This is a genomic window from Pseudomonas ekonensis, assembly GCF_019145435.1.
Lineage (GTDB): Bacteria > Pseudomonadota > Gammaproteobacteria > Pseudomonadales > Pseudomonadaceae > Aquipseudomonas > Aquipseudomonas ekonensis.
The window spans coordinates 2,025,081-2,048,370 of record NZ_JAHSTS010000002.1 but is presented as its reverse complement, the minus strand read 5'-3'; the positions used below and the strand labels follow the sequence as shown (position 1 = coordinate 2,048,370).

Genomic DNA, 23,290 nt, shown 5'->3' with positions numbered 1-23,290 from the left:
CTGGACAGCCAGCGCGCCATGATCGGCGAAGTGCTGACCACCAGCGAAAGCCTGCGCGTCGCCGTCGGCCAGGTCGCCAGGGTGGTGGACAACACCGCCGAGCGCTCCGGCCGGCAGCAGGAAATGACCGACATGGTCGCCACCGCCGTCCACGAAATGGGCCTGACCGTGCAGGAGATCGCGCAGAACGCCGGCAATGCCGCGCTCGCCTCGCAGACCGCCCGCGACGAAGCCCAGCAGGCGCAGGAAGTGGTCGGCGGCTCTATCCGCCATATCGAAAGCATGTCCGACGAAATCGGCGTCGCAGCCGGCGCGGTCGGTGAACTGGCCCAGCAGGTGGCGTCCATCGATCAGGTGCTGGCGGTGATCCGCGGCGTGTCCGAGCAGACCAACCTGCTGGCGCTCAACGCCGCCATCGAAGCGGCGCGGGCCGGGGACATGGGCCGGGGCTTTGCGGTGGTGGCCGATGAGGTGCGCACACTGGCGCGGCGCACCCAGGCCTCCACCGACGAGATCCGGCAGATGATCGGCAGCCTCAAGCAGGGCGCGGAAAACGCCGTCTCGTCGATGCGCTCCGGCCAGGCCGCCACCGGCACCGGGGTCGAGTCGAGCCAGCGCACCGGCGCGTCGCTGACCGCGATCACCGGCCAGGTCGAGCGCATCAGCGACATGAACCATCAGGTGGCGACGGCGACCGAAGAGCAGTCGGCGGTGACCGAAGAGATCAACCGCAACGTGCAGGGCATTTCCGATCTGGCCCGGGCCACGGCGGGAGAAGTCAGGGCGTGCCGCGAGGACTGCCAGATGCTGCGGCGCCTGGCCGATGACCTGGCGCGGCAGATGGGTGGGTTCAAGCTGGGTTGACGGGTTGGCGACTCCGGCCGATTCCTCGGATCAGCGCCCGGAGCAAGCCCGCTCCCAGGGACTTTTGTGCGGATACATTTTTGTGTGCGACATCAATCACTGTGGGAGCGGGCTTGCCCGCGAACGGCCCTCAAGAACCACACACGGTCCGGATCAGAACCAGGCGTCCTGCATCGCCAGGCAGGTATCGTCCCGGGCCTCCAGCACGGTCAGCTCATGGTGGCACCCCGGTACTTCCCAGGTCAGGAAGTACCGCGCCGCCTGCAGCTTGCCCTTATAGAAGTCGACGTCTGCCGCATTGCCTTTGACCAGCCCTTCCTCGGCACGGATCGCCTGCTCCAGCCAGCGCCAGCCGATCACCGCGTGGCCGAACACTTTCAGGTACAGCGCAGAATTCGCCAGGCTGCCGTTGACCTTGCCCTGGGCCAGGTCGGTCAGCAGGCCCAGGGTCACGCCTTGCAGGCGGGCCACCAGTTTCTCCAACGGTTCACGCAGCGGCGCGAGCGCATCGAACGCTTGCGCGCGCTCGGCGGTGTCGGCGATCAGCCGAATCAGTTGCTTGAGTCCCGCGCCGCCGTTCTGCGCCAGTTTGCGGCCGAGCAAGTCCAGCGACTGGATGCCGTGGGTGCCCTCGTGGATCGGGTTCAGGCGGTTGTCGCGGTAGTACTGCTCCACCGGGTATTCGCGGGTGTAGCCGTGGCCGCCGAGGATCTGGATCGCCAGTTCGTTGGCCTTCAGGCAGAACTCCGACGGCCAGGATTTGACGATCGGCGTCAGCAGGTCCAGCAATTCATGGGCCTGCTTGCGTCCGTCCTCGGTCTCCAGCGTGGTGGTGTCGTCGAACAGGCGGGCGGCGTACAGGCCGAGGTCGAAGGCGCCTTCCACGTAGGCTTTCTGGGTCAGCAGCATGCGCCGGACGTCCGCGTGGCGGATGATCGCCACCGGTGCCGTGGTCGGATCCTTGCTGTCCGGCAGCCGCCCTTGCGGCCGTTCGCGGGCGTATTCCAGCGAATAGAGGTAACCGGCATAGCCGAGCATCACCGCGCCCATGCCGACGCCGATCCGCGCCTCGTTCATCATCTGGAACATGTAGCTCAGGCCGTGGTGCGGCTTGCCCACCAGATAGCCGACGCACTCGCCGTTGTCGCCGAAGTTCAGCGCCGTGGAGGTGGTGCCGCGCCAGCCCATCTTGTGGAACAGCCCGGCCAGCAGCACGTCGTTGCGCTGGCCGAGACTGCCGTCGTCGTTGACCAGGAACTTGGGCACGATGAACAGCGAAATGCCTTTCACGCCGGGCGGCGCGTCCGGCAGCTTGGCCAGCACCATGTGCACGATGTTTTCCGACAACGGGTGGTCGCCGCCGGAAATGAAGATCTTGTTGCCCTTCAGGCGGTAGGTGCCGTCGGCCGCCGGTTCGGCGCGGGTGCGGATGTCCGACAGCGACGAGCCGGCGTGGGGCTCGGTCAGGGCCATGGTGCCGAAGAAGCGGCCGTCGATCATCGGCTCCAGGAAGCGCCGCTTCTGCTCCTCGGTGCCGAAGCTCTCGATCAGGTTGGCCGCGCCCATGGTCAGGAACGGGTACGAGGTGGTCGCCGCGTTGGCCGACTGGAAGTGCGCGAAGCAGGCCTGGGACAGCAGCGTCGGCAACTGCATGCCGCCGGCCTCGAAACTGCGCGCCGCATTGAGGAAGCCCGCTTCGAGGAACGCGTCCACCGCCGGTTTCACTTCGGGAATCAGGATCGCCTGGCCATTCTCGTAGCGCGGTTCGTTCTCGTCGCCCTTGCGGTTGTGCGGCGCGAAGCGCTGTTCGGCGATGCTGCGGGCGGTGTCGATGGCGGCGTCGAAGGTTTCGCGGTTGTGTTCGGCAAACCGCTCGCGCCGGGTCAGACCTTCGGCGTCGAGGACTTCGTACAGCTCGAAAGCCAGATTGCGGGAACTGAGCAGCGTCTCGGACATGGCGGCCTACCTTGAGAAAGTATGCCGCAGTGTAGGAAGGCTTATAGAAAGGGGGAAGGAAGATAGACGAGGGTGATGGGGGGGCACAAGCCGCAAGCCGCAAGCCGCAAGCCGCAAGCCGCAAGTAAGAGCAGTTTGCTTTTACTTGCCGCTTGAAGCTCGAAGCTTGCAGCTGCTTTTAGCCGATGGTCATCAGGCTGGCGTTGCCGCCCGCCGCGGCGGTGTTGACGCTCAACGCCCGCTCGATCACCAGACGCTCCAGCGCAATGTTGGTCTCGCCCTGGGACAGTCCCTGGACGCCGACGATCGCGCCGCTGCGCTTGGCCACCTGCTCGCACACTGCGCGCAACTGGTCGGAGTGACCGTGGTGCAACACGGCGTCGAACACCGTCTCGTCCTTGTTCCAGTCGGCCACGCGCTTGATCCGCGCCTGAATGTCTTTCGGCAGGCGTGCGAAGAGTGCCTTGCTGGTGTCGGACTCCGGCCAGACCGCCGAGCCGCCCACCGCCAGTACCGCCGCCAGTTGCGTCAGCAGGTCGCCTTCGATGTCCGCCAGGCACAGCACGTGCTCGCGCGGCAGGATCGTGTAGCTGTTGCGCTCGCCGGTCGGACCGGCCAGCAGGCGGGTGATGCCGCTCTGCGACTGGGCGCCGTACTGCACGCACAGGGTGCTGAGGTCGGCGTACTGGTTGCTGTCGGCCCAGGCTTTCAGGGCGGCCAGCGGCTTGGCCATGGCGTCGCGCAGGCGCACGTCCGGCGCGTTGGCTGCGTCGCCGCGGGCGAACGACTGCTCGATGGCGTCGGTCGGGCGGGTGGACAGCAGGCGGTACAGGTACAGCGGGCCGCCGGCTTTCGGGCCGGTGCCCGACAGGCCTTCGCCGCCGAACGGCTGGACGCCGACCACGGCGCCGACGATGTTGCGGTTGACGTAGACGTTGCCGGCGTTGACGTTGTCGATCACCTTGGCGATGGTCTCGTCGATGCGGGTGTGCACGCCCAGGGTCAGGCCGTAGCCCGAAGCGTTGATCTGGCCGATCAGCTGGTCGATGTCCTTGCGCTTGTAGCGCACCACGTGCAGCACCGGACCGAAGATTTCGCGCTGCAGCTCATCGAAGCTTTCCAGCTCGATCAGGGTCGGCATGACGAAGGTGCCGCGCTTGACTTCCTCGGCGTCGGCGATGGCCACCTGGTACACGCTGCGGCCTTTGTCGCGCATGCCCTGGATGTGCTTCTCGATGCCGGCCTTGGCTTCGGCGTCGATCACAGGACCGATGTCCACGGCCAGGCGCTCAGGGTTGCCGAGGCGGGATTCGGCCATCGCGCCCTTGAGCATTTCGATGACGCGGTCGGCGGAATCTTCCTGCAGGCACAGCACGCGCAGGGCCGAGCAACGCTGGCCGGCGCTGTCGAACGCCGAGGACACCACGTCGATCACCACCTGTTCGGTCAGCGCCGAAGAGTCGACGATCATCGCGTTCTGGCCGCCGGTCTCGGCGATCAGCGGGATCGGACGGCCCTGGTTGTCCAGACGGCCGGCGATGTTGCGCTGCAGCAGGCGCGCCACTTCGGTGGAGCCGGTGAACATCACGCCTTTGACGCGCTCGTCGCCCACGAGGCCAGCGCCGACGGTCTCGCCGCGGCCCGGCAGCAATTGCAGCACGCCTTCCGGAATCCCGGCTTCGAGCAGCAGGCGCACGGCCTGGGCGGCCACCAGCGGGGTCTGTTCGGCCGGCTTGGCCAGCACCGGGTTACCGGCGGCCAGCGCGGCGGCGACCTGGCCGCTGAAGATCGCCAGCGGGAAGTTCCACGGGCTGATGCACACCACAGGGCCCAGCGGTCGGTGGGCGTCGTTGCTGAAATCGTTGCGGGCCTGCACCGCGTAGTAGCGCAGGAAATCCACGGCTTCGCGGACTTCGGCGATGGCGTTGGCGAAGGTCTTGCCGGCTTCGCGGGCCAGCAGGCCCATCAGCGGCTGGATCTCGCCTTCCATCAGGTCGGCGGCGCGCTCGAGGATCGCGGCGCGTTCGGCCGGCGGGGTGGCCTGCCAGATCGGCGCGGCGCTCAGGGCGCACTGGATCGCATTGTTGACGTCGTCGACGGTGGCTTCCTGCACGTGGCCGACCACGTCGCGGTGGTCCGACGGGTTCAGCACCGGCGCCGGCGCTTCGTTGCTGGAGGCACAGCCGAGCATCGGCGCGGCTTTCCAGTTGTTGTGCGCGGTGGCCAGCAGGGCGCAGGACAACGACGCCAGACGGTGTTCGTTGGCCATGTCGATGCCGCTGGAGTTGGCGCGCTCGGAGCCGTACAGGTCACGCGGCAGCGGAATGCGCGGGTGCGGCAGGCCGAAGCCGCCTTCCACGGTGGCCATCTGCTCGATGCTGGCGACCGGATCGGCCACCAGTTCCTGGATCGAGATCGACTGGTCGGCGATGCGGTTGACGAACGAGGTGTTCGCGCCGTTTTCCAGCAGGCGGCGCACCAGGTAGGCGAGCAGTGTCTCGTGGGTGCCGACCGGGGCGTACACGCGGCACGGACGGTTCAGCTTGCCTTCGGCGACTTTGCCTACGACTTGTTCGTACAGCGGTTCGCCCATGCCGTGCAGGCACTGGAACTCGTACTGGCCCGGGTAATAGTTCTGACCGGCGATGTGGTAGATGGCCGACAGCGTGTGGGCGTTGTGGGTGGCGAACTGCGGGTAGATGACTTCCGGCACCGACAGCAGTTTGCGCGCGCAGGCGATGTAGGAAACGTCGGTGTACACCTTGCGGGTGTAGACCGGGTAGCCTTCCAGGCCTTCGAGCTGGGCGCGTTTGATCTCGCTGTCCCAGTACGCGCCTTTCACCAGGCGGATCATCAGACGGTGGCGGCTGCGGCGCGCCAGGTCGATCACGTAGTCGATCACGTACGGGCAGCGCTTCTGGTAGGCCTGGATCACGAAGCCGATGCCGTTCCAGCCGGTCAGCTGCGGCTCGAAGCACAGGCGCTCCAGCAGGTCCAGCGACAGTTCGAGGCGGTCGGCCTCTTCGGCGTCGATGTTCAGGCCGATGTCGTACTGCTTGGCCAGCAGGGTCAGCGACAGCAGGCGCGGGTACAGCTCGTCCATCACGCGCTCGTACTGGGCGCGGCTGTAGCGCGGGTGCAGGGCGGACAGCTTGATCGAGATGCCCGGGCCTTCATAGATCCCACGGCCGTGGGACGCTTTGCCGATCGAGTGGATGGCTTGTTCGTACGAGGCCAGGTACTTCTGGGCGTCGTGTTCGGTCAGCGCGGCTTCGCCGAGCATGTCGTAGGAGTAGCGGAAGCCCTTGGCTTCGAACTTGCTCGCGTTGGCCAGCGCTTCGGCGATGGTTTCGCCGGTGACGAACTGCTCGCCCATCAGGCGCATGGCCATGTCCACGCCCTTGCGGATCATCGGCTCGCCGCTCTTGCCGATGATGCGGCTCAGGGACGAGGTCAGGCCCGCTTCGTTGTGGGTGGAGACCAGCTTGCCGGTCAGCAGCAGGCCCCAGGTGGCGGCGTTGACGAACAGCGACGGGCTGTTGCCCAGGTGCGGCTGCCAGTTGCCGGTGCTGATCTTGTCGCGGATCAGGGCGTCGCGGGTGCCCTTGTCCGGGATGCGCAGCAGCGCTTCGGCCAGGCACATCAGCGCCACGCCTTCCTGGGACGACAGGGAGAATTCCTGCAGCAGGCCCTGGACGATGCCGGCACGGCCGCCGGCGCTCTTCTGGTTGCGCAGCTTTTCCGCGATGGTCGCGGCGAGCTTGTTGGTGGCCTCGGCCATCGGCGCCGGCAGGCGGGCCTGTTCGATCAGCATCGGCACCACTTCCGGCTCGGGGCGACGGTAGGCGGCGGTGATCGCGGCGCGCAGCACCGATTGCGGCAGGATGCTTTCGGCGAATTCGAGGAAACATTGGTGGGCGTGGTCCACGTGGACTTCGCCCGCATCATCGGCGTCCTTGACGGCCAGGCCGTTGAGCTCGTTCAGGGTTGCACCACCCTCGAGTTTTTCCAGGTAATTGAAAATCGCCTGTTTGATCAGCCAGTGCGGCGTGCGGTCAATCGAGGTCGCGGCGGCTTTCAGGCGCTCGCGGGTCGGGTCGTCGAGTTTGACCCCAAGGGTGGTGGTAGCCATATTCTTATCCTCATAGGTGCCGCAATTGCGCGGCAACAGCTGGCGGCAAGATTAGCTGCGGCCCGAAAGAGGTGCAACCGGGTGCAACCCATTTTTTGTCGGAATTATCGGCAGCTCGTCAGGAAATTTTTTCTGCGTTGAAATGATGGCTCTAACCCGGTGCTTTGCCGGGCGTACCCGGCGGCTCCCTGCCGCGGGCACGGGCGAAATCCGGTGTTTCGTCCGAAAAAGCCACTCAGGTGCAACTAATTCCCAAGAAACAGGTTGCACCTGTTTAGTTTTGTTGCATAGGATTCGCGCCCTAGGTGCAACCGGGACAACCCGGTGCGCCGGCCGATGGCTTTCCTGGGGAAACATCGGTCATAAATGCGCGGCCGTGCATTTCGTCCTTCAGGCGTCAGTCTGCAGACGGTGCAACCGCCGCCGCTACATAAAAACAAAGCCAGGGCCGAAACGTAATGAGCGCAAGCAATCCAACACTGATCACGTTCGTGATCTACATCGCAGCAATGGTGCTGATCGGCTTCATGGCCTATCGCTCCACCAACAACCTCTCCGACTACATTCTTGGCGGCCGCAGCCTCGGCAGCGTCGTGACGGCCCTGTCCGCCGGTGCCTCCGACATGAGCGGCTGGCTGCTGATGGGCCTGCCGGGCGCCATCTACATGTCCGGCCTGTCCGAAAGCTGGATCGCCATCGGCCTGATCGTCGGCGCCTACCTGAACTGGCTGTTCGTCGCCGGCCGCCTGCGGGTGCAGACCGAGCACAACGGCGATGCGCTGACCCTGCCGGACTACTTCGCCAGCCGTTTCGAAGACAAGAGCGGCCTGCTGCGGATCATCTCGGCGGTGGTGATCCTGGTGTTCTTCACCATCTACTGCGCGTCCGGCATCGTGGCCGGCGCCCGCCTGTTCGAAAGCACCTTCGGCATGTCCTATGAGACCGCGCTGTGGGCCGGCGCCGCCGCCACCATCGCCTACACCTTCGTCGGCGGCTTCCTGGCGGTGAGCTGGACCGACACCGTCCAGGCCACCCTGATGATCTTCGCCCTGATCCTCACGCCGATCATCGTGCTGCTGGCCACCGGCGGCGTGGACACTACGTTCCTGGCCATCGAGGCCAACGACCCGGGCAACTTCGACATGCTCAAGGGCACCACCTTCATCGGCATCATCTCGCTGATGGGCTGGGGCCTGGGCTACTTCGGCCAGCCGCACATCCTGGCGCGCTTCATGGCCGCCGATTCGGTGAAGTCCATCGCCAACGCCCGCCGCATCTCCATGACCTGGATGATCCTGTGCCTGGGCGGCACCGTGGCCGTGGGCTTCTTCGGCATCGCATACTTCTCGGCCAACCCGGCCGTGGCCACCCCGGTCAGCGAGAACCACGAGCGCGTGTTCATCGAACTGGCCAAGCTGCTGTTCAACCCGTGGATCGCCGGTGTGCTGCTGTCGGCCATCCTGGCGGCGGTGATGAGCACCCTGAGCTGCCAACTGCTGGTGTGCTCGAGCGCCCTGACCGAAGACTTCTACAAGACCTTCCTGCGCAAATCCGCCTCGCAGGTGGAACTGGTATGGGTCGGCCGCGCCATGGTGCTGCTGGTGGCGCTGATCGCCATCGCCATGGCGGCCAATCCGGAAAACCGCGTACTGGGCCTGGTGTCCTACGCCTGGGCCGGTTTCGGCGCGGCGTTCGGCCCTGTGGTGCTGATCTCGGTGATCTGGAAAGGCATGACCCGCAACGGCGCACTGGCCGGCATCCTGGTCGGCGCGGTCACCGTGATCGTGTGGAAGCATTTCGAACTGCTGGGCCTGTACGAAATCATTCCGGGCTTCATCTTCGCCAGCCTGGCGATCTACCTGGTCAGCCTGATGGGCCAGCCGAGCGCCGGCATGATCCAGCGCTTTGAAGCGGCCGAGCAGGATTACCACCTGAACAAGTGATAGCGGTGGGCTGAGCCTCAGCGCTTTCGCCGACATCAAAACGGCCCGTCTCCCACAGGAGGCGGGCCGTTTTTTATGGCCTGCAATTCTTGAATCTGCCGCCCCTGTAGGAGCGAGCCTGCTCGCGAAACCGGCCGGTCATTGGATGATGTGTCGTCTGACATGCCGCCATCGCGAGCAGGCTCGCTCCTACAGGGTTTGGGGATCAGTATTGAGGATGTGTCTGTAGTCGAATCCGTCAGGTTTTGGAGGGGGCTTCGGCGATGTACGTAGGGCAAATCTGATTTTCCTGTCATTGGCTCTCCAGCCTTGGCCCCTCATGCAGAATCGCCCGCCTTCATTCTGCAGAGACACATCGGATGTTCGCGCCTGCCCATCAACCGCGTTTCACGTTGACCCTCGAAGGCGCCCACTATGACCTCAAAGTGCTTGAGTTCACGGGCAAGGAAGCCATCAGCCAACCCTTTCGCTTCGACCTAGAGCTGGTCAGCGAGCGACCGGACCTGGACCTTGAAAGCCTGCTGCACCGTCAGGCGTTTCTGAGTTTCGGTGTGCAAGGATCCGGCATTCACGGTCAGATCCATCGCGTCGGCCAGGGGGATTCGGGCAAGCGTCTGACCCGCTATCACGTCAGCCTCGTTCCGCGCCTGGCGTACCTCGGGCACCGGATCAACCAACGGATCTTCCAGCGGCAGAGCGTGCCGCAGATCGTGGCGCAGGTGCTCAAGGATCACGGGATTTTGCGCGATGCCTTCGAATTCCGTCTGGGCAGCGACTACCCGCCCCGGGAATACTGCGTGCAGTACGCCGAAAGCGACCTGACGTTCATTCAGCGGCTGTGCGGCGAAGTCGGCATTCACTTCCACTTTCAGCACAGCCCGGAAGGGCATCTGCTGGTGTTCGGCGATGACCAGACCGTGTTTCCCCGCCTGGCCGGGGCGACGCCCTACCTGCCGGGCAGCGGCATGGCCGCCGCGGCGCCGGCGGTCACGCGCCTGAGCGTACGGGTCGAGACCCGCACCAGCGTGGTCACCCGCCGCGACTACGACTTCGAAAAGCCGCAGCTGTCCCTGGAGGCCCGGGTCGACAGCGAGCAGCGGCCGGTGCTGGAGGACTATCACTTTCCCGGCCCATTCACCGAGCGCGAGACCGGCAAGCGACTGGCCCGGCGAACCCTGGAGCGGCACCTGGCCGACCACTGCCTGGCGGAGGGACACAGCGACGAATCCGCGCTGCTCAGCGGACATTTCCTGCAACTGATAGAGCATCCACGTCAGGACTGGAACGACCTGTGGCTTCTGACCGCCGTCGAGCACCGGGGCCGGCAGCCGCAGGTGCTGGAGGAGTCGGTCACCAGCGACGGGGAGGCGTTCCAGGGTTACCGCAACACCTTTATCGCCACGCCGTGGGACGTCTTCTTTCGCCCGTCAGCGGTTCCGGAAAAACCGCGGATGTCCGGTTACCAGCCGGCGGTCGTCACCGGGCCGAAGGACAGCGAGATCCATTGCGACGAATACGGCCGGGTCAAGGTGCAACTGGCCTGGGATCGGGACGGCGAACTCAACGAGCATTCCAGTTGCTGGCTGCGGGTCGCCACCGGTTGGGCCCACGACCGCTACGGCAGCATGCTGATCCCGCGGGTCGGCATGGAAGTGTTGGTGGGGTTCGTCGATGCTGACGCGGACAAGCCGCTGGTCATGGGTTGCCTGCCGAACGCCGCCACCCCGGTGCCGCTGGAGTTGCCGGCGGACAAGACCCGCAGCGTGTTCCGTAGCCAGAGCAGCCCCGGCGGCGGGGGCTACAACGAACTGCGCATCGAGGATCGCAAGGGCGCCGAGGAAATCTACCTGCGCGCCCAGCGCAACTGGACGCAGCATGTGCTGCACGACCAACAGGTGCAGGTGGACAACCAGCGCAGCGTCGTCGTCACCGGCCTGGCGAAGCACGAATTGAAGGCCGACGAACAGCGCATCACCCACGGCCGGCGTCAGGCCGAAGTGAAGCAGGACGACCACCTCACGGTGGCCGGCGACCGGCATGTCCGCGTGGGCAGTCAGGCATTCAGCGCCAGTGCGCAGTTCCACGTCAGCGCCGGCCAGCAGGTGGTGATCGACGGTGGCGCCAGCGCGACGATCCAGGCGGGCGGGCAGTGGATCAACATCGGCCCCGGCGGGATCTTCAGCAGCGTGCCGATCCAGGTGGGCGGCGGGCCGGTGGCGGCGATGGCGGCGGCCCCGGCGGTGGCGGGGCAGGCTGCGGAGTTGGCGGCAGCGCCGGCGGCAATCCTGACCGCCGCGCAAATCATGAGCCTGAAAAGCGACGCGCCGTTCTGCGAAGAGTGCGAACGGTGCAAGGAGGGTATCTGTGCGACCTGATCAATGGCTGGCGGCTGAGCCACTGAAGCCTTCGGAACAGTTGTTTGCGGTGTTGAGCGGTGCCAGCGCGGGAGAACCGCTCAAGGCTTGGCCCTCGCAGGCGCCGACGCCGGTCTGGGCGAAAACGGCATTTTCCGAGTGGGAAGCGGTAATGCCGTACGTGGGAATCGTTGCCGCTGACAGTGAGTTCCTGGAATGGGCGGCGAGCACTGAATCTGACGATTGGGGGTGGCTGGGGGTGTCTTCGGCAGGCCTTGAAGAAGTGGCCGCGCATCTTCGCAGCCTGACGCAAGTGCTGATGCCGGACGGACGCCCGGCGTTCTTCCGGTTTTGGGACGGGCGCTTCCTGCTGCCGATCCTGACGTCGCCCGAGGTCGATGCGGGGGAACTGCTGGCGGTCTTCGGGCGTGCCCTGATCAATGGCCGGGCGGTGGCGCCCGGTGGTCGGGCGCAAGCCTCGGACCGGGCATTCCCTTGGTGGCGGGTGCCCCAAGGGCTGCTGGCGCGGTTCGGCGGCGATGTCCGGATGCGCAATGCCTTGCAGTGGCTGAACGAGGCGCATCCGGCGCTGGCCCAGGCATTTCCGGCCGATGTCCTGCGTCGCAAGATCGAGAGGTTTTATCAGGTTTCGCTGTCGCAAGAGGCGTCGGAAGCGGCACTGCTGGATTACCTGCTGGAGGAAATGCAGTGAGGTTGACGGGCGAGGGGCCGCTTCGCGGCCCGTTCGGCTGCGGCCCCCTGACTTGCCGCCCGGTAAAAGGTAAACTTTGCGGCCCTCGCAGGAGCCACCATGAATTATCGTCACGCCTTCCATGCCGGCAACCACGCCGATGTGTTCAAACACCTGACCTTGACCCGCCTCATCGCCCTGATGTCGCGCAAGGAGCAGCCGTTTGCCTATCTCGACAGCCACGCCGGCATCGGCCTGTATGACTTGCAGGGCGATCAGGCCAACCGCACCGGCGAGTACCTGGAAGGCATCGCACGGTTGTGGGGCCAGCCTGACCTGCCGGTGCTGACCGCCGACTACATGCAGGTGCTGCACGAGATGAACCCGGACGGCCAGCTGCGCTACTACCCCGGCTCGCCGGAACTGGCGCGGCGCCTGACCCGGCCGCAGGATCGGGTGTTGCTCAACGAGAAGCACCCGCAAGACGGCGTGCTGCTCAAGGACAACATGAAGGGCGACCGCCGCGTGGCGGTGCACCTGGGCGAAGGCTGGCACGTGGCGCGGGCGCTGCTGCCGGTGGCCGAGAAACGGGCGGTGATGCTGATCGATCCGCCATTCGAGAAGCTCGACGAGATGCAGCGCTGCGCCGCTTCCCTCAAAGAGGCGATCTCGCGGATGCGTCAGACCGTGGCGGCGATCTGGTACCCGGTGAAGGACCAGCGCGCGCTGCGCCGTTTCTACCAGGACCTGGCCGGCACCGGCGCACCGAAACTGCTGCGGGTCGAACTGCTGGTGCATCCGCTGGACACGCCCAACAGCCTGAACGGCTCGGGACTGGCCATCGCCAATCCGCCGTGGGGGCTGGAAGAGGAATTGCGCGAGCTGCTGCCGTGGCTGTCCAAGAAACTTGGACAGACCCAGGGCGGTTGGCAGATGGATTGGCTAATAGCTGAGTAGTAGCTGCAAGCGGCAAGCGGCAAGCGGCAAGCGGCAAGCTTGTGGCTTGTGGCTTGTGGCTTGCCGCTTACGCCCCTAGTTACCGGCCAGGCTCGGCGGCATGCATACGCCGGTGCCGCCGATTCCGCAGTAGCCTTCCGGGTTCTTGGCCAGGTACTGCTGGTGATAGGCCTCGGCGAAGTACACGGTCGGGGCCTGCTCGATCTCGGTGCTGATCTCGCCCAGGCCGGCCTTGTTCAGCTCGGCCTGGTACACGGCCTTGCTCTTGTTCGCCGCGTCCAGCTGCTCCGGGGTGGTGGCGTAGACCACCGAACGGTACTGGGTGCCGATGTCGTTGCCCTGGCGCATGCCCTGGGTCGGGTTGTGCAGTTCCCAGAACATGTTCAGCAGGTCCTGGTAGCTGACTTTCGCCTTGTCGAACACCACCAGCACCACTTCCGCGTGGCCGGTCAGGCCCGAGCAGACTTCTTCGTAGGTCGGGTTGGGCGTGAAGCCGCCGGCGTAGCCGACCACGGTGCTGACCACGCCCTCGCGCTGCCAGAAGCGGCGCTCGGCGCCCCAGAAGCAACCCAGGCCGAAAATGGCGAACTCGACGTCGTCGAAGAACGGGCCGAGCAGCGGGGTGTCTTTGAAGACGAAGTGGTTTTCAGGCAGGGCCATCGGGGTTTCGCGGCCGGGCAGGGCTTGTTCTTTAGTCGGTAGCACGTTTTTGTTCACCAGAATTTCCGAGCGCAGAACCATGATCGTTCCTCTCAGTCAGGATGGGATGTTCAATCAGCAGACCGCCAGTGTGCCCAATGATGCCGAGTTAATCACTAGCCAAACGATGTGGGATTGGCCCATCCGGGCCGGGGAAGGGATTACAGGGACAGCGGGCCGCGCGGGTAGCGCTTGAGCGTGCCGATCAGTTCGGCGCCGGGGATCGGCCGGTCGAACAGGTAGCCCTGGCCGACATCGCAGCGGTGGCGGCGCAGGAACGCCAGTTGCTCGGCGGTCTCGATGCCTTCGGCCACCACCTTCAGCTTCAGGTTGTGGGCCATGGCGATCACCGCGGAGGTGATTTCCATGTCGTCCTGGTTGTCCGGGATCTCATGGATGAAGCTGCGGTCGATCTTGATGATGTCGATCGGGAATTTCTTCAGGTAGCTGAGCGACGAGTAGCCGGTGCCGAAGTCGTCCATGGCCAGGGTCAGGCCCAGGCGCTTGAGCTGGTCGAGCTGCAGGTGAGTGTCTTCGGTGGCCTCCAGCAGCAGGCCTTCGGTCAGTTCCAGCTCCAGCAGGTTGGCCGGCAGCGCTTCTTCCTTGAGGATGTTGGCGATGGACGCCACCAGGTCTGGGTCGGAGAACTGCTTGGGCGACAGGTTGATCGCCACCTGCAGGTTGCCCAGGCCGGCGGCGGTCAGGGCCTTGCTCATGCGGCAGGCCTGGCGGGCGATCCATTTGCCGATCGGGATGATCAGCCCGGTTTCCTCGGCGACGCTGATGAACTGGTCCGGGCGGATCATGCCGCGTTCCGGGTGGTTCCAGCGCAGCAGCGCTTCCATGCCCAGCAGCCGGCCGCTGCGCAGGCACAGCTTGGGCTGGTAGAACACGTCCAGTTCGTTTTGGGTCAGGGCCCGGCGCAGGTTGTTCTCGACGAACAGTTTGTAGCTGGCCTCGGCGTTCAGCGCCTCGGTGAACACCTGCACCTGATGCTTGCCGTTGGCTTTGGCCTTGTGCAGCGCCAAACCCGCGTTGCGCATCAGGGTCTGCGGGTCGCGGCCGTGCAGCGGCGCGCTGGCCAGGCCCACGGAGCCGGTGACGCTGATCAGCTGGTTGTCGACGAACATCGGTTTGTCGAGGGTCATCAGCAGCTGGCTGGCGATCTGTTGGCCGGCCTCGAGGTCGGTGTTGTCCAGCAGCACCGCGAATTCGTTGCTGGCGAACCGCGCCAGGCTGCCGCTCGGGCTCAGGCTGTTGCGCAGGCGCCGGGCCAGGCTGATCAGCAGCTTGTCGCCGGTCTGGTGGCCGAGGCTGTCGTTGATCCGCTTGAAGTTGTCGATGTCCACCAGCAGCAGGCTGATCGGGGTATCGCTGTCTCGGGCGAAGCGCTCGTCCAGGTTGCGGATGAACGCGGGGCGGTTGCCCAGGTTGGTCAGGTTGTCGGTGTAGGCCAGGCGTTCGATGCGCTGCTGCGCCAGCTTGGTCTGGGTGATGTCTTCGTAGATGCCGATGTAGTGGGTCAGCTCGCGGTTGTCGCCGTAGACCTTGGAGATCGACAGTTGACCCCAGTACGGTTCGAGGTTCTTGCGCCGGCTCTTGAACTCGCCCTGCCAGCTGTTGCTCTTGGCCAGCGCCGAGGGCGCGTCGAACAGCAGCTCGCTGAGGTTCTCCAGGGCCGGCAGCTCCGACAGGCGCTGGCCGTGGACTTCCTCGGTGGTGTACTGGGTGATGGCGGTGAAGCTGGGGTTGACGTACTCGACCACGCCTTCGCAGTTGACCAGCAAGAAGGCGTTGGCGCTCTGCTCGACCGCACGCTGGAACAGGTGCAAGGCGCTGGTGGCGGTGCGTCGGTTGTGGTTGTTGATGACCTGGGCGAACTGATCGGCCAGTTCGCCGGCGAAGGCGATCTCGTCGGATTGCCAGGCACGGGTCACGCCGGTCTGCTCCAGGCAGAGCACGCCGACCACCTGGCCGTCGACCCGGATGCTGGCGTCGAGCATCGCATTGACGTCGCGCGGGCGCAGGGCTTCGGCCATGTCGCGGGTGCGCGGGTCGTTCATCGCGTTGTGGGCGTCGATGGCGCGGCTGCTGTGCAGCGCTTCCATGTAGTCGGGGAAGCCGCTGACGTCGATCACGTCCGGCAGCAGGTATTCCTGGCTGGCGCGGTGGTAGGCCGAGATCGGCACCAGGTGCTGGCCTTCGAGGTTCCACAGGCTGGCGCAGTCGATCTCATAGATGTCGCAGGCGCAGCGGGTGATCAGTTCGGCCGCTTCCTGCAGCGAGTTGTGGCTGCTGTAGCGCTGGCGGGCCAGCAGCAGGATCAGGTCCTGCTGGGCGCGCACCCGCTCCAGGTGCTGCAGTTGTTCTTGCTGGGCGCGCTGGTTGAGCTCCAGGGCGATCTGCAGGCGTGAGTTCTGGGTTTCCAGGTCGACGGAGGGCAGCGCCGGCACGTCGTCGAACACATCGTCGACCACCAGCAGGTAACCGCGCAGCAGGTGGCGGTTGTGCTGTTTGTAGGCCTCGCCCAGTTCCAGCACGCTCAGTACGCCGGCGGCGGTGTGCAGGGTGTAGCGCACCAGGTAATGGGGGCTTGCGCTCAGTTGCTGCTGGATCGTGTCGTGCAACTGATAGCGCGCTTCCGGCTCCATCAGGCTGGCGTAGGGCGAGCCGACCAGGGCGCAGAGCTCGACGGCCGGCTGGCCGAACTGGCGTTCGCAGTTGGGGTCGAGGAACAGCATCGCCCAACTGGCTTCATTCAGGCGCTCGAAACGCAGCATGCCGAGCCGTGAGGGCACAGGCAACTGCGTCACTACCTCGGCCACCATACGGCTGGCGGCATCGGGTTGGCTCTTCATGAAGGGAACTCGCTTGGGAATATGCTGAACGCGCCGGGCTCTCGCCCTCTTTACTGTTGCCTGCGGCAAGGTTGCATCATTGCGGCACCGACTGACAAGAGAGATGAAGGCCAAGTGCTATAAGAATGTGTCGGCTGACCGGCGCATTTCTCCAGCGAACCGCGAAAAACAATCCGGGGGTGGCGCAAGAGTGCCGTTCCAGAGCCTTTGGCCCATGGAACGGCAGTGCTGTCGATTCAGCGCAGCGGGAGGCTGACCGATTGCAGACGCTTGCCGTCGCGGTCGTGATAGTGAACCTGCAGGCGCTCGGCCTCCACCACCAGATGGGCGAAATTGTCCTGGCTGATCACCTGACCGGTCAGTTCATGCCGGTAATCGCCGGTCGCGGTGCGGGCCAGCGGTTTGTCGAGGATGAAGGTGGAGGCCTTGGCGTAGGGCAGCAGCTTGCTGTTGTGCAGCGGCGAGGACACCACGGTGTGCACCTCGAAGTCCGGGTCTTCGCTGTGGCTCAGGCGGGCGGTCAGCGAACCGTGCACGTCGCCGCTGACGAATACGACGTTGCGGATCCTGTGCCGGCGGATAGTCTCAAGCAGGCGCAGGCGCTGCTCGGGAAAGCCCCTCCAGGCATCGTCGCCGTAGAGTTTGCGGTCCGGGTAGAACATCACGCTGGTGACCACAAACTTCACCCGCGCCGGACTGTGGATCAGCCACTTCAGCAGGGCCTGTTCCTGTTCCTCATCCAGGATGCGCCGGTCGTCGGCGGACAGGTTGCGCCGCGTGCGGCTGTCGGTCACGAACCATTCGATGTCGCCGTCGCTGAACTGATACCAATAGTGTTCGAGTTTTGCGCGATTGATCTTCAAATCATCTGTCAGCGCATGGGCCGGGCTGTGGCTGACTTGATAACTTTCATAGGCGGCCATGGCATTGCGAAATAACTCATGATCATTCTTTCCGGCGTTGGCCGGCCAATTGTCTTCAATTTCATGGTCATCAAGAATCATGTAAGTGGAAGTGCCTGACATCAATTGCCGTATGTTTGGCTGAGAGAATGCCGCTCGATACTTTTCCAGAATTTCCTGGTGTTCCCGATCCGGCGCAATCCGGTTCAGGTCATCGACATAGACTTGGTCCCCGGTCATCAGCATGGCGCTCACCGGCGGGTGCGCATCCAGGGTCAGCCGATGGATCGACGCAAAGATCCGGTCACCCAGTGCGGGCATCGAGGCGATGCCGGCGGTCATCCGCAAGTAGCGGCACGAGCCCACGACGTAGGCCCTGGGCTGCGCCCGCTTGCCGGAGCGCGTACGCAGGCGATAGGTCGTCCGAGGCCATTGCAGCGGCAACTCAGCGACGCTCTCCACGGTGTGCGCCGGACTCATCGGGCTGAACCAGCCCGCCTGGTATTCGTGTTCGGTGTCTTCGCTCAAGTTGTTGAGCGTCACGACGGCTGACATGTCACTGAAGGCATCGAGCTTGACGAAAGTTGCGCTAGACCAACGTTCTTCGCCGGACATGCGATAGCGGACGCCGGCAAAGGCCGGCGTGTTTCCATTGTGTTCGCCACGAATGAATATCCGGGCGTGGTTAGTTGTCACGTGGCCGAGGATCGGCCCGACGGTCGGTTTGAACATGTTCGAATCCATTCGAATGCAGGTGGAATAAAAAGAAACAGGCAATGAAGTTCTTGAATGAACTTTTGCGCGCCAAGGTTAGTTGCGGGGCTCACAAAAATATCGACGGGAAGTCGACCAGGGCTGTGGCAGAAGTCAGCGTGGCTTGTGGGAATAGGCGCTGTGAAAGAGGGTATTCAGGGCAAAAAAAGCCCCGCCAGAGGCGGGGTTGAGGTACGGGCGTGTGGCGCCCGAAATCGTGCGGCGTTCGGCCCTCCGTGGCGGGAGGGCCGAGCGTTTTACAGCAGGATGGTGCGGATGTCCGCCAGCAGGCTGCCCAGGCGCTGGGTGAAGCGTGCGGCGGCGGCGCCGTTGATCACACGGTGATCGTAGGACAGCGACAGCGGCAGCATCAGTTTCGGCTGGAAGGCTTTGCCGTCCCAGACCGGCTGGATGGTCGCCTTGGAGACACCGAGGATCGCCACTTCCGGCGCGTTGACGATCGGCGTGAAGCCGGTGCCGCCAATGTGGCCGAGGCTGGAGATGGTGAAGCAGGCGCCTTGCATCTCGTCCGACGACAGCTTCTTGGTCCGGGCCTTTTCAGCCAGGGAAGCGGCTTCGGCAGCCAGTTGCAGCAGGCTCTTCTGGTCGACGTTCTTGATGACCGGCACGAGCAGGCCATCCGGGGTGTCGACGGCGAAGCCGATGTTCACGTACTTCTTGCGGATGATCGCCTTGCCGCTCGGGGCCAGCGAACTGTTGAAGTCCGGCAGTTCCTTGAGCAGGTGCGCGCAGGTCTTGAGCAGCAGCGGCAGGATGGTCAGCTTGACGCCGGCCTTTTCCGCAACGGCTTTCTGGGCGACGCGGAAGGCTTCCAGCTCGGTGATGTCCGCCGAGTCGAATTGCGTCACGTGCGGCACGTTCAGCCAGCTGCGGTGCAGGTTGGCGGCGCCGACCTGCATCAGGCGGGTCATCGGCACTTCTTCGATCTCGCCGAAGCGGCTGAAGTCCACGGCCGGAACCGGAGGGATGCCGGCGCCGCCGGTCGCGCCGGCAGCGGCGGCCGGTGCTTCCTTGGCCTTTTGCATCATGGCCTTGACGTAGACCTGCACGTCTTCCTTCAGGATGCGACCGTGCGGACCGCTCGGGCTCACGGCGCTCAGCTCGACGCCGAACTCGCGGGCCAGCTGACGCACGGCCGGGCCGGCGTGAACCTTGGCGCCCGGCTTGGCCGGTGCAGCGGCAGGTGCAGCCACAGGCGCGGCAGCGGCCGGTGCGGCGGCAACCGGGGCAGCGGCGGCCGGAGCCGGAGCAGCTGCCGGAGCCTGCGCGGCGGCCGGCGCAGCGCCCTTGACCTTCAGCTTCAGGATCAGGTCGCCGGTGCCGACTTCGTCGTCCAGCTTGATGGAGATGCTTTCCACCACGCCGGCGGCAGGCGACGGGATCTCCATGCTCGCCTTGTCGGATTCCAGGGTGATCAGCGACTGGTCGGCTTCGACGCTGTCGCCGGCCTTGACCAGCACTTCGATGATCTTGGCCTTGCCGGCCGAACCGATGTCCGGAACGTGGATGTCCTGGACGCTGTCGGCCACCGGCGCCGCAGGGGCGGCAGCCGGTGCGGGCGCGGCAGCGGCAGGCGCCGGGGCAGGTGCCTGGGCCGCAGCGGCGGCAGGGGGTGCGGCGCCTGCCACTTCCAGGTCCAGGATCAGGTCGCCGGTGCCGACTTCGTCGTTGAGCTTGACGCTGATGGCCTTGACCACGCCAGCGGCGGGCGACGGGATCTCCATGCTCGCCTTGTCGGACTCCAGGGTGATCAGCGACTGATCAGCCTCGACGGTGTCGCCGACCTTGACCTGGATCTCGATGATCTGGGCCTTGCCCGACGAGCCGATGTCCGGCACGTGCACTTGCTGCACCGAAGCGGCAACAGGGGCAGCCGCTGCCGCAGGGGCGGCAACCGGGGCAGCGGCGGGCGCGGCGGCCGGAGCGGCAGGGGCGGCGGCAGGCGCAGGGGCCGCAGCGGCGGCGCCCTCGACTTCCAGCTCCAGCAGCTCGTCGCCTTCCTTCAGGCGGTCGCCCAGCTTCACTTTCAGGCTTTTGATGACGCCGGCCTTCGGGGCCGGCACTTCCATGCTGGCCTTGTCCGATTCCAGGGTCAGGATGCTCTGGTCGGCTTCGATGCGGTCGCCGACCTTCACAAACAGTTCGATTACTTCACCTTCACCGCTGCCGATGTCAGGTACGCGAATGAGTTCGCTCACAGAGTTTCTCCTCAGCAGTCCAGTGGGTTGCGTTTTTCCGGGTCGATGCCGAACTTGACGATGGCCTCGGCCACCACCTTAGGTTCGATATCGCCGCGGTCAGCCAGGGCTTCCAGGGCTGCCAACACCACGAAATGACGGTCGACTTCGAAGAAATGACGCAGTTTCTTGCGGCTGTCGCTGCGGCCGTAGCCGTCGGTGCCCAGGACTTTGAACTCCTTGGACGGTACCCACTGACGGATCTGCTCGGCGAACAGCTTCATGTAGTCGGTGGAGGCGATGACCGGGCCTTTGCGGCCGTTCAGGCACTCTTCGACGTAGCTCTTCTTCGGCTTCTGGCCCGGGTGCAGACGGTTGCTGCGCTCTACGGCCAGGCCGTCGCGACGCAGTTCGTTGAAGCTGGTGACGCTCCACACGTCGGCGCCGATGTTGAACTCTTCACGCAGGATCTTCGCCGCTTCGCGCACTTCGCGCAGGATGGTGCCGGAGCCCATCAGTTGGACGTGGTGCGCCGCTTCGCGGGTGTCTTCCTCGAGCAGGTACATGCCTTTCTTGATGCCTTCTTCGGCACCGGCCGGCATGGCTGGCTGCTGGTAGGACTCGTTCATCACGGTGATGTAGTAGAAGACGTCCTGTTGCTCTTCGGTCATCTTCTTCATGCCGTCCTGAATGATCACCGCCAGCTCGTAGCCGTAGGTCGGATCGTAGGTGCGGCAGTTCGGGATGGTGGCGGCCAGCATGTGGCTGTGACCGTCTTCGTGCTGCAGGCCCTCACCGTTGAGGGTGGTACGGCCGGCGGTGCCGCCGATCAGGAACCCGCGGGTGCGGCTGTCGCCGGCGGCCCAGGCCAGGTCGCCGATACGCTGGAAGCCGAACATCGAGTAGAAGATGTAGAACGGCAGCATCGGCTGGTTGTGGCTGGAGTACGAAGTACCGGCCGCGATGAAGGAGCTCATGGCGCCCGCTTCGTTGATGCCTTCTTCAAGGATCTGACCTTTCTGGTCTTCCTTGTAGAACATCACCTGGTCCTTATCGACCGGCTCGTAGAGCTGACCGACGGACGAGTAGATGCCCAGCTGACGGAACATGCCTTCCATGCCGAAGGTACGGGCTTCGTCCGGGATGATCGGCACGATGCGCGGGCCGATTTCCTTGTCCTTGACCAGTTGCGCGAGGATCCGCACGAAGGCCATGGTGGTGGAAATCTCACGGTCGCCCGAACCATCGAGGATGGCCTTGAGGGTGTCCAGGTCCGGGGTCGGCACGCTGAAGCTCTGCGCGCGGCGCTGCGGCACGAAACCGCCCAGCGCGGCGCGGCGCTCGGCCAGGTAACGGGCTTCGGCGCTGCCTTCTTCCGGTTTGAAGAACGGCAGGTTTTCCAGGTCTTCGTCCTTGACCGGGATGTCGAAGCGGTCACGGAACAGCTTCAGGCTGTCGACGTCGACCTTCTTGGTGTTGTGCGCGGTGTTCTTCGCTTCGCCGGCGCCGGTGCCATAACCCTTGATGGTCTTGGCCAGGACAACGGTCGGCTGGTCTTTGTGGTTGACCGCTTCGTGGTACGCCGCGTAGACCTTGTACGGGTCGTGGCCGCCACGGTTGAGTTTCCAGATCTCGTCGTCGGACAGGTCGGCGACCATGGCCTTGAGTTCAGGCGTGTTGAAGAAGTGCTCGCGGACGAACGCACCGTCCTTGGCCTTGTAGTTCTGGTATTCGCCGTCGATGACTTCGTCCATGCGGCGTTGCAGGATGCCGTCGACGTCCTTGGCCAGCAGCGGATCCCAGAAACGGCCCCAGATGACTTTGGTCACGTTCCACTGGGCGCCGCGGAACACGCCTTCGAGTTCCTGGATGATCTTGCCGTTGCCGCGGACGGGGCCGTCGAGGCGCTGCAGGTTGCAGTTGATGACGAAGATCAGGTTGTCCAGCTTCTCGCGGCCGGCCAGGGAGATCGCGCCCAGGGATTCCGGCTCGTCGCACTCGCCGTCGCCCAGGAAGCACCAGACCTTCTGCTTGCCCGGCTGGATGAAGCCGCGGTGCTCCAGGTACTTCATGAAGCGCGCCTGGTAGATCGCCTGGATCGGGCCCAGACCCATGGACACGGTCGGGAACTGCCAGAAGTCAGGCATCAGCCATGGGTGCGGGTAGGACGACAGGCCGTTGCCGTCGACTTCCTGACGGAAGTTGTTCATCTGGTCTTCGGTGATGCGGCCTTCCATGAACGCACGGGCGTAGACGCCCGGAGAGGTGTGGCCCTGGAAGTAGATCAGGTCGCCGCCGTGTTCGTCGGTCGGGGCCTGGAAGAAGTAGTTGAAGCCGATGTCGTACAGGGTCGCACTGGAGGCGAAGCTGGAGATGTGACCACCCAGGTCAGAATCTTTCAGGTTCGTGCGCATTACCATGGCCATCGCGTTCCAGCGCACCAGCGAGCGAATGCGGCGTTCCATGAACAGGTCGCCTGGCATGCGTGCTTCGTGGGTGACGGGGATCGTGTTGCGGTAAGGCGTGGTGATGGCGTAAGGGAGCTGCGAGCCGCTGCGGGTCGCCAGTTCGCCCATACGGGTCATCAGATAGTGAGCACGGTCTTCGCCTTCTTTGTCGAGAACCGATTCCAGGGCGTCCAGCCATTCCTGGGTTTCGACGGGATCGAGGTCTTGCATGGCTTGCTCCAGGGCGGAAAGGCTTCCAGAATCGGTTGCCTGAGTTGCGACTGGCCTTGTGGGCAGACGATTTAAAATTCTTGGATTGCCGACAGGTTGTTCCGGCGGCGTGTAGTTTTACTACAAATGATCCGGCATTTCAGCCTCCCGGATGTATAGACGAGTAGTAAAACTACAGATGAAAGGCTTGTGGCCTCGGACTGCGTTGTGAGAATAATCGTTAAGCTTGGTCGTTTTCCATCTGAAGAAGGTGAAAGTTTGATGCTGGCTGCCAAAGAGAAAGAAATTTCAGCTATTTCTCACTT

The 23,290-nt window shown here is 64.6% G+C and carries 12 protein-coding genes; 5 read left to right on the top strand and 7 right to left on the bottom strand.

Annotated features, from left to right (window positions below; genetic code table 11):
* Positions 1-18: 18 nt before the first annotated feature.
* Complete coding sequence (locus KVG96_RS27870) at positions 19-864, top strand: methyl-accepting chemotaxis protein (protein ID WP_437180524.1); 846 nt, start codon at positions 19-21, stop codon at positions 862-864.
* Positions 865-1,017: 153 nt separating this feature from the next.
* Here the strand turns inward: KVG96_RS27870 and KVG96_RS22280 are convergent, their stop codons facing one another.
* Both KVG96_RS22280 and putA read right to left on the bottom strand, forming a co-directional pair.
* Positions 1,018-2,820, bottom strand: a complete 1,803-nt coding sequence (locus tag KVG96_RS22280; protein ID WP_217893958.1) for an acyl-CoA dehydrogenase — start codon at positions 2,818-2,820, stop codon at positions 1,018-1,020.
* A gap of 178 nt (positions 2,821-2,998) precedes the next feature.
* On the bottom strand, positions 2,999-6,952 hold the full coding sequence (putA, locus tag KVG96_RS22275; protein ID WP_217893957.1) for a trifunctional transcriptional regulator/proline dehydrogenase/L-glutamate gamma-semialdehyde dehydrogenase: 3,954 nt from the start codon (positions 6,950-6,952) through the stop codon (positions 2,999-3,001).
* A gap of 458 nt (positions 6,953-7,410) precedes the next feature.
* Here putA and putP point away from each other — a divergent pair, with 458 nt between their 5' ends.
* The 4 genes from putP (at position 7,411) to KVG96_RS22255 (ending at position 12,897) form a co-directional block, all read left to right on the top strand.
* The gene (putP, locus tag KVG96_RS22270) at positions 7,411-8,895 is read left to right on the top strand and encodes a sodium/proline symporter PutP (RefSeq protein ID WP_217893956.1); all 1,485 of its coding nucleotides are present in this window, start codon (positions 7,411-7,413) and stop codon (positions 8,893-8,895) included.
* Between the two features lie 359 nt (positions 8,896-9,254).
* A complete protein-coding gene (locus KVG96_RS22265) occupies positions 9,255-11,270 on the top strand; it encodes a type VI secretion system Vgr family protein (RefSeq protein ID WP_217893955.1) in 2,016 nt (671 codons plus the stop codon).
* A complete protein-coding gene (locus tag KVG96_RS22260; protein ID WP_217893954.1) occupies positions 11,260-11,961 on the top strand; it encodes a DUF4123 domain-containing protein in 702 nt (233 codons plus the stop codon). Before KVG96_RS22265 ends, KVG96_RS22260 begins: the two co-directional genes overlap by 11 nt.
* Positions 11,962-12,060: 99 nt before the next feature.
* Positions 12,061-12,897, top strand: coding sequence for a 23S rRNA (adenine(2030)-N(6))-methyltransferase RlmJ (locus KVG96_RS22255; RefSeq protein ID WP_217893953.1), 837 nt, complete (start codon positions 12,061-12,063; stop codon positions 12,895-12,897).
* Between the two features lie 75 nt (positions 12,898-12,972).
* Here the strand turns inward: KVG96_RS22255 and msrA are convergent, their stop codons facing one another.
* The 5 genes from msrA to aceE form a co-directional block, all read right to left on the bottom strand.
* Positions 12,973-13,638: a peptide-methionine (S)-S-oxide reductase MsrA gene (gene msrA, locus KVG96_RS22250; RefSeq protein ID WP_217893952.1), complete on the bottom strand. Its 666-nt coding sequence runs from the start codon at positions 13,636-13,638 to the stop codon at positions 12,973-12,975.
* Between the two features lie 119 nt (positions 13,639-13,757).
* A complete protein-coding gene (locus KVG96_RS22245; protein WP_217893951.1) occupies positions 13,758-16,454 on the bottom strand; it encodes a putative bifunctional diguanylate cyclase/phosphodiesterase in 2,697 nt (898 codons plus the stop codon).
* A 236-nt stretch (positions 16,455-16,690) separates the two neighbouring features.
* Positions 16,691-18,088 (bottom strand): alkaline phosphatase D family protein, encoded by a 1,398-nt coding sequence (locus KVG96_RS22240; protein WP_217894265.1) that lies wholly within the window; start codon positions 18,086-18,088, stop codon positions 16,691-16,693.
* Positions 18,089-18,366: 278 nt separating this feature from the next.
* Complete coding sequence (aceF, locus tag KVG96_RS22235) at positions 18,367-20,328, bottom strand: dihydrolipoyllysine-residue acetyltransferase (protein ID WP_217893950.1); 1,962 nt, start codon at positions 20,326-20,328, stop codon at positions 18,367-18,369.
* Positions 20,329-20,339: 11 nt separating this feature from the next.
* Complete coding sequence (gene aceE, locus KVG96_RS22230) at positions 20,340-22,985, bottom strand: pyruvate dehydrogenase (acetyl-transferring), homodimeric type (RefSeq protein ID WP_217893949.1); 2,646 nt, start codon at positions 22,983-22,985, stop codon at positions 20,340-20,342.
* Positions 22,986-23,290: the final 305 nt, after the last annotated feature.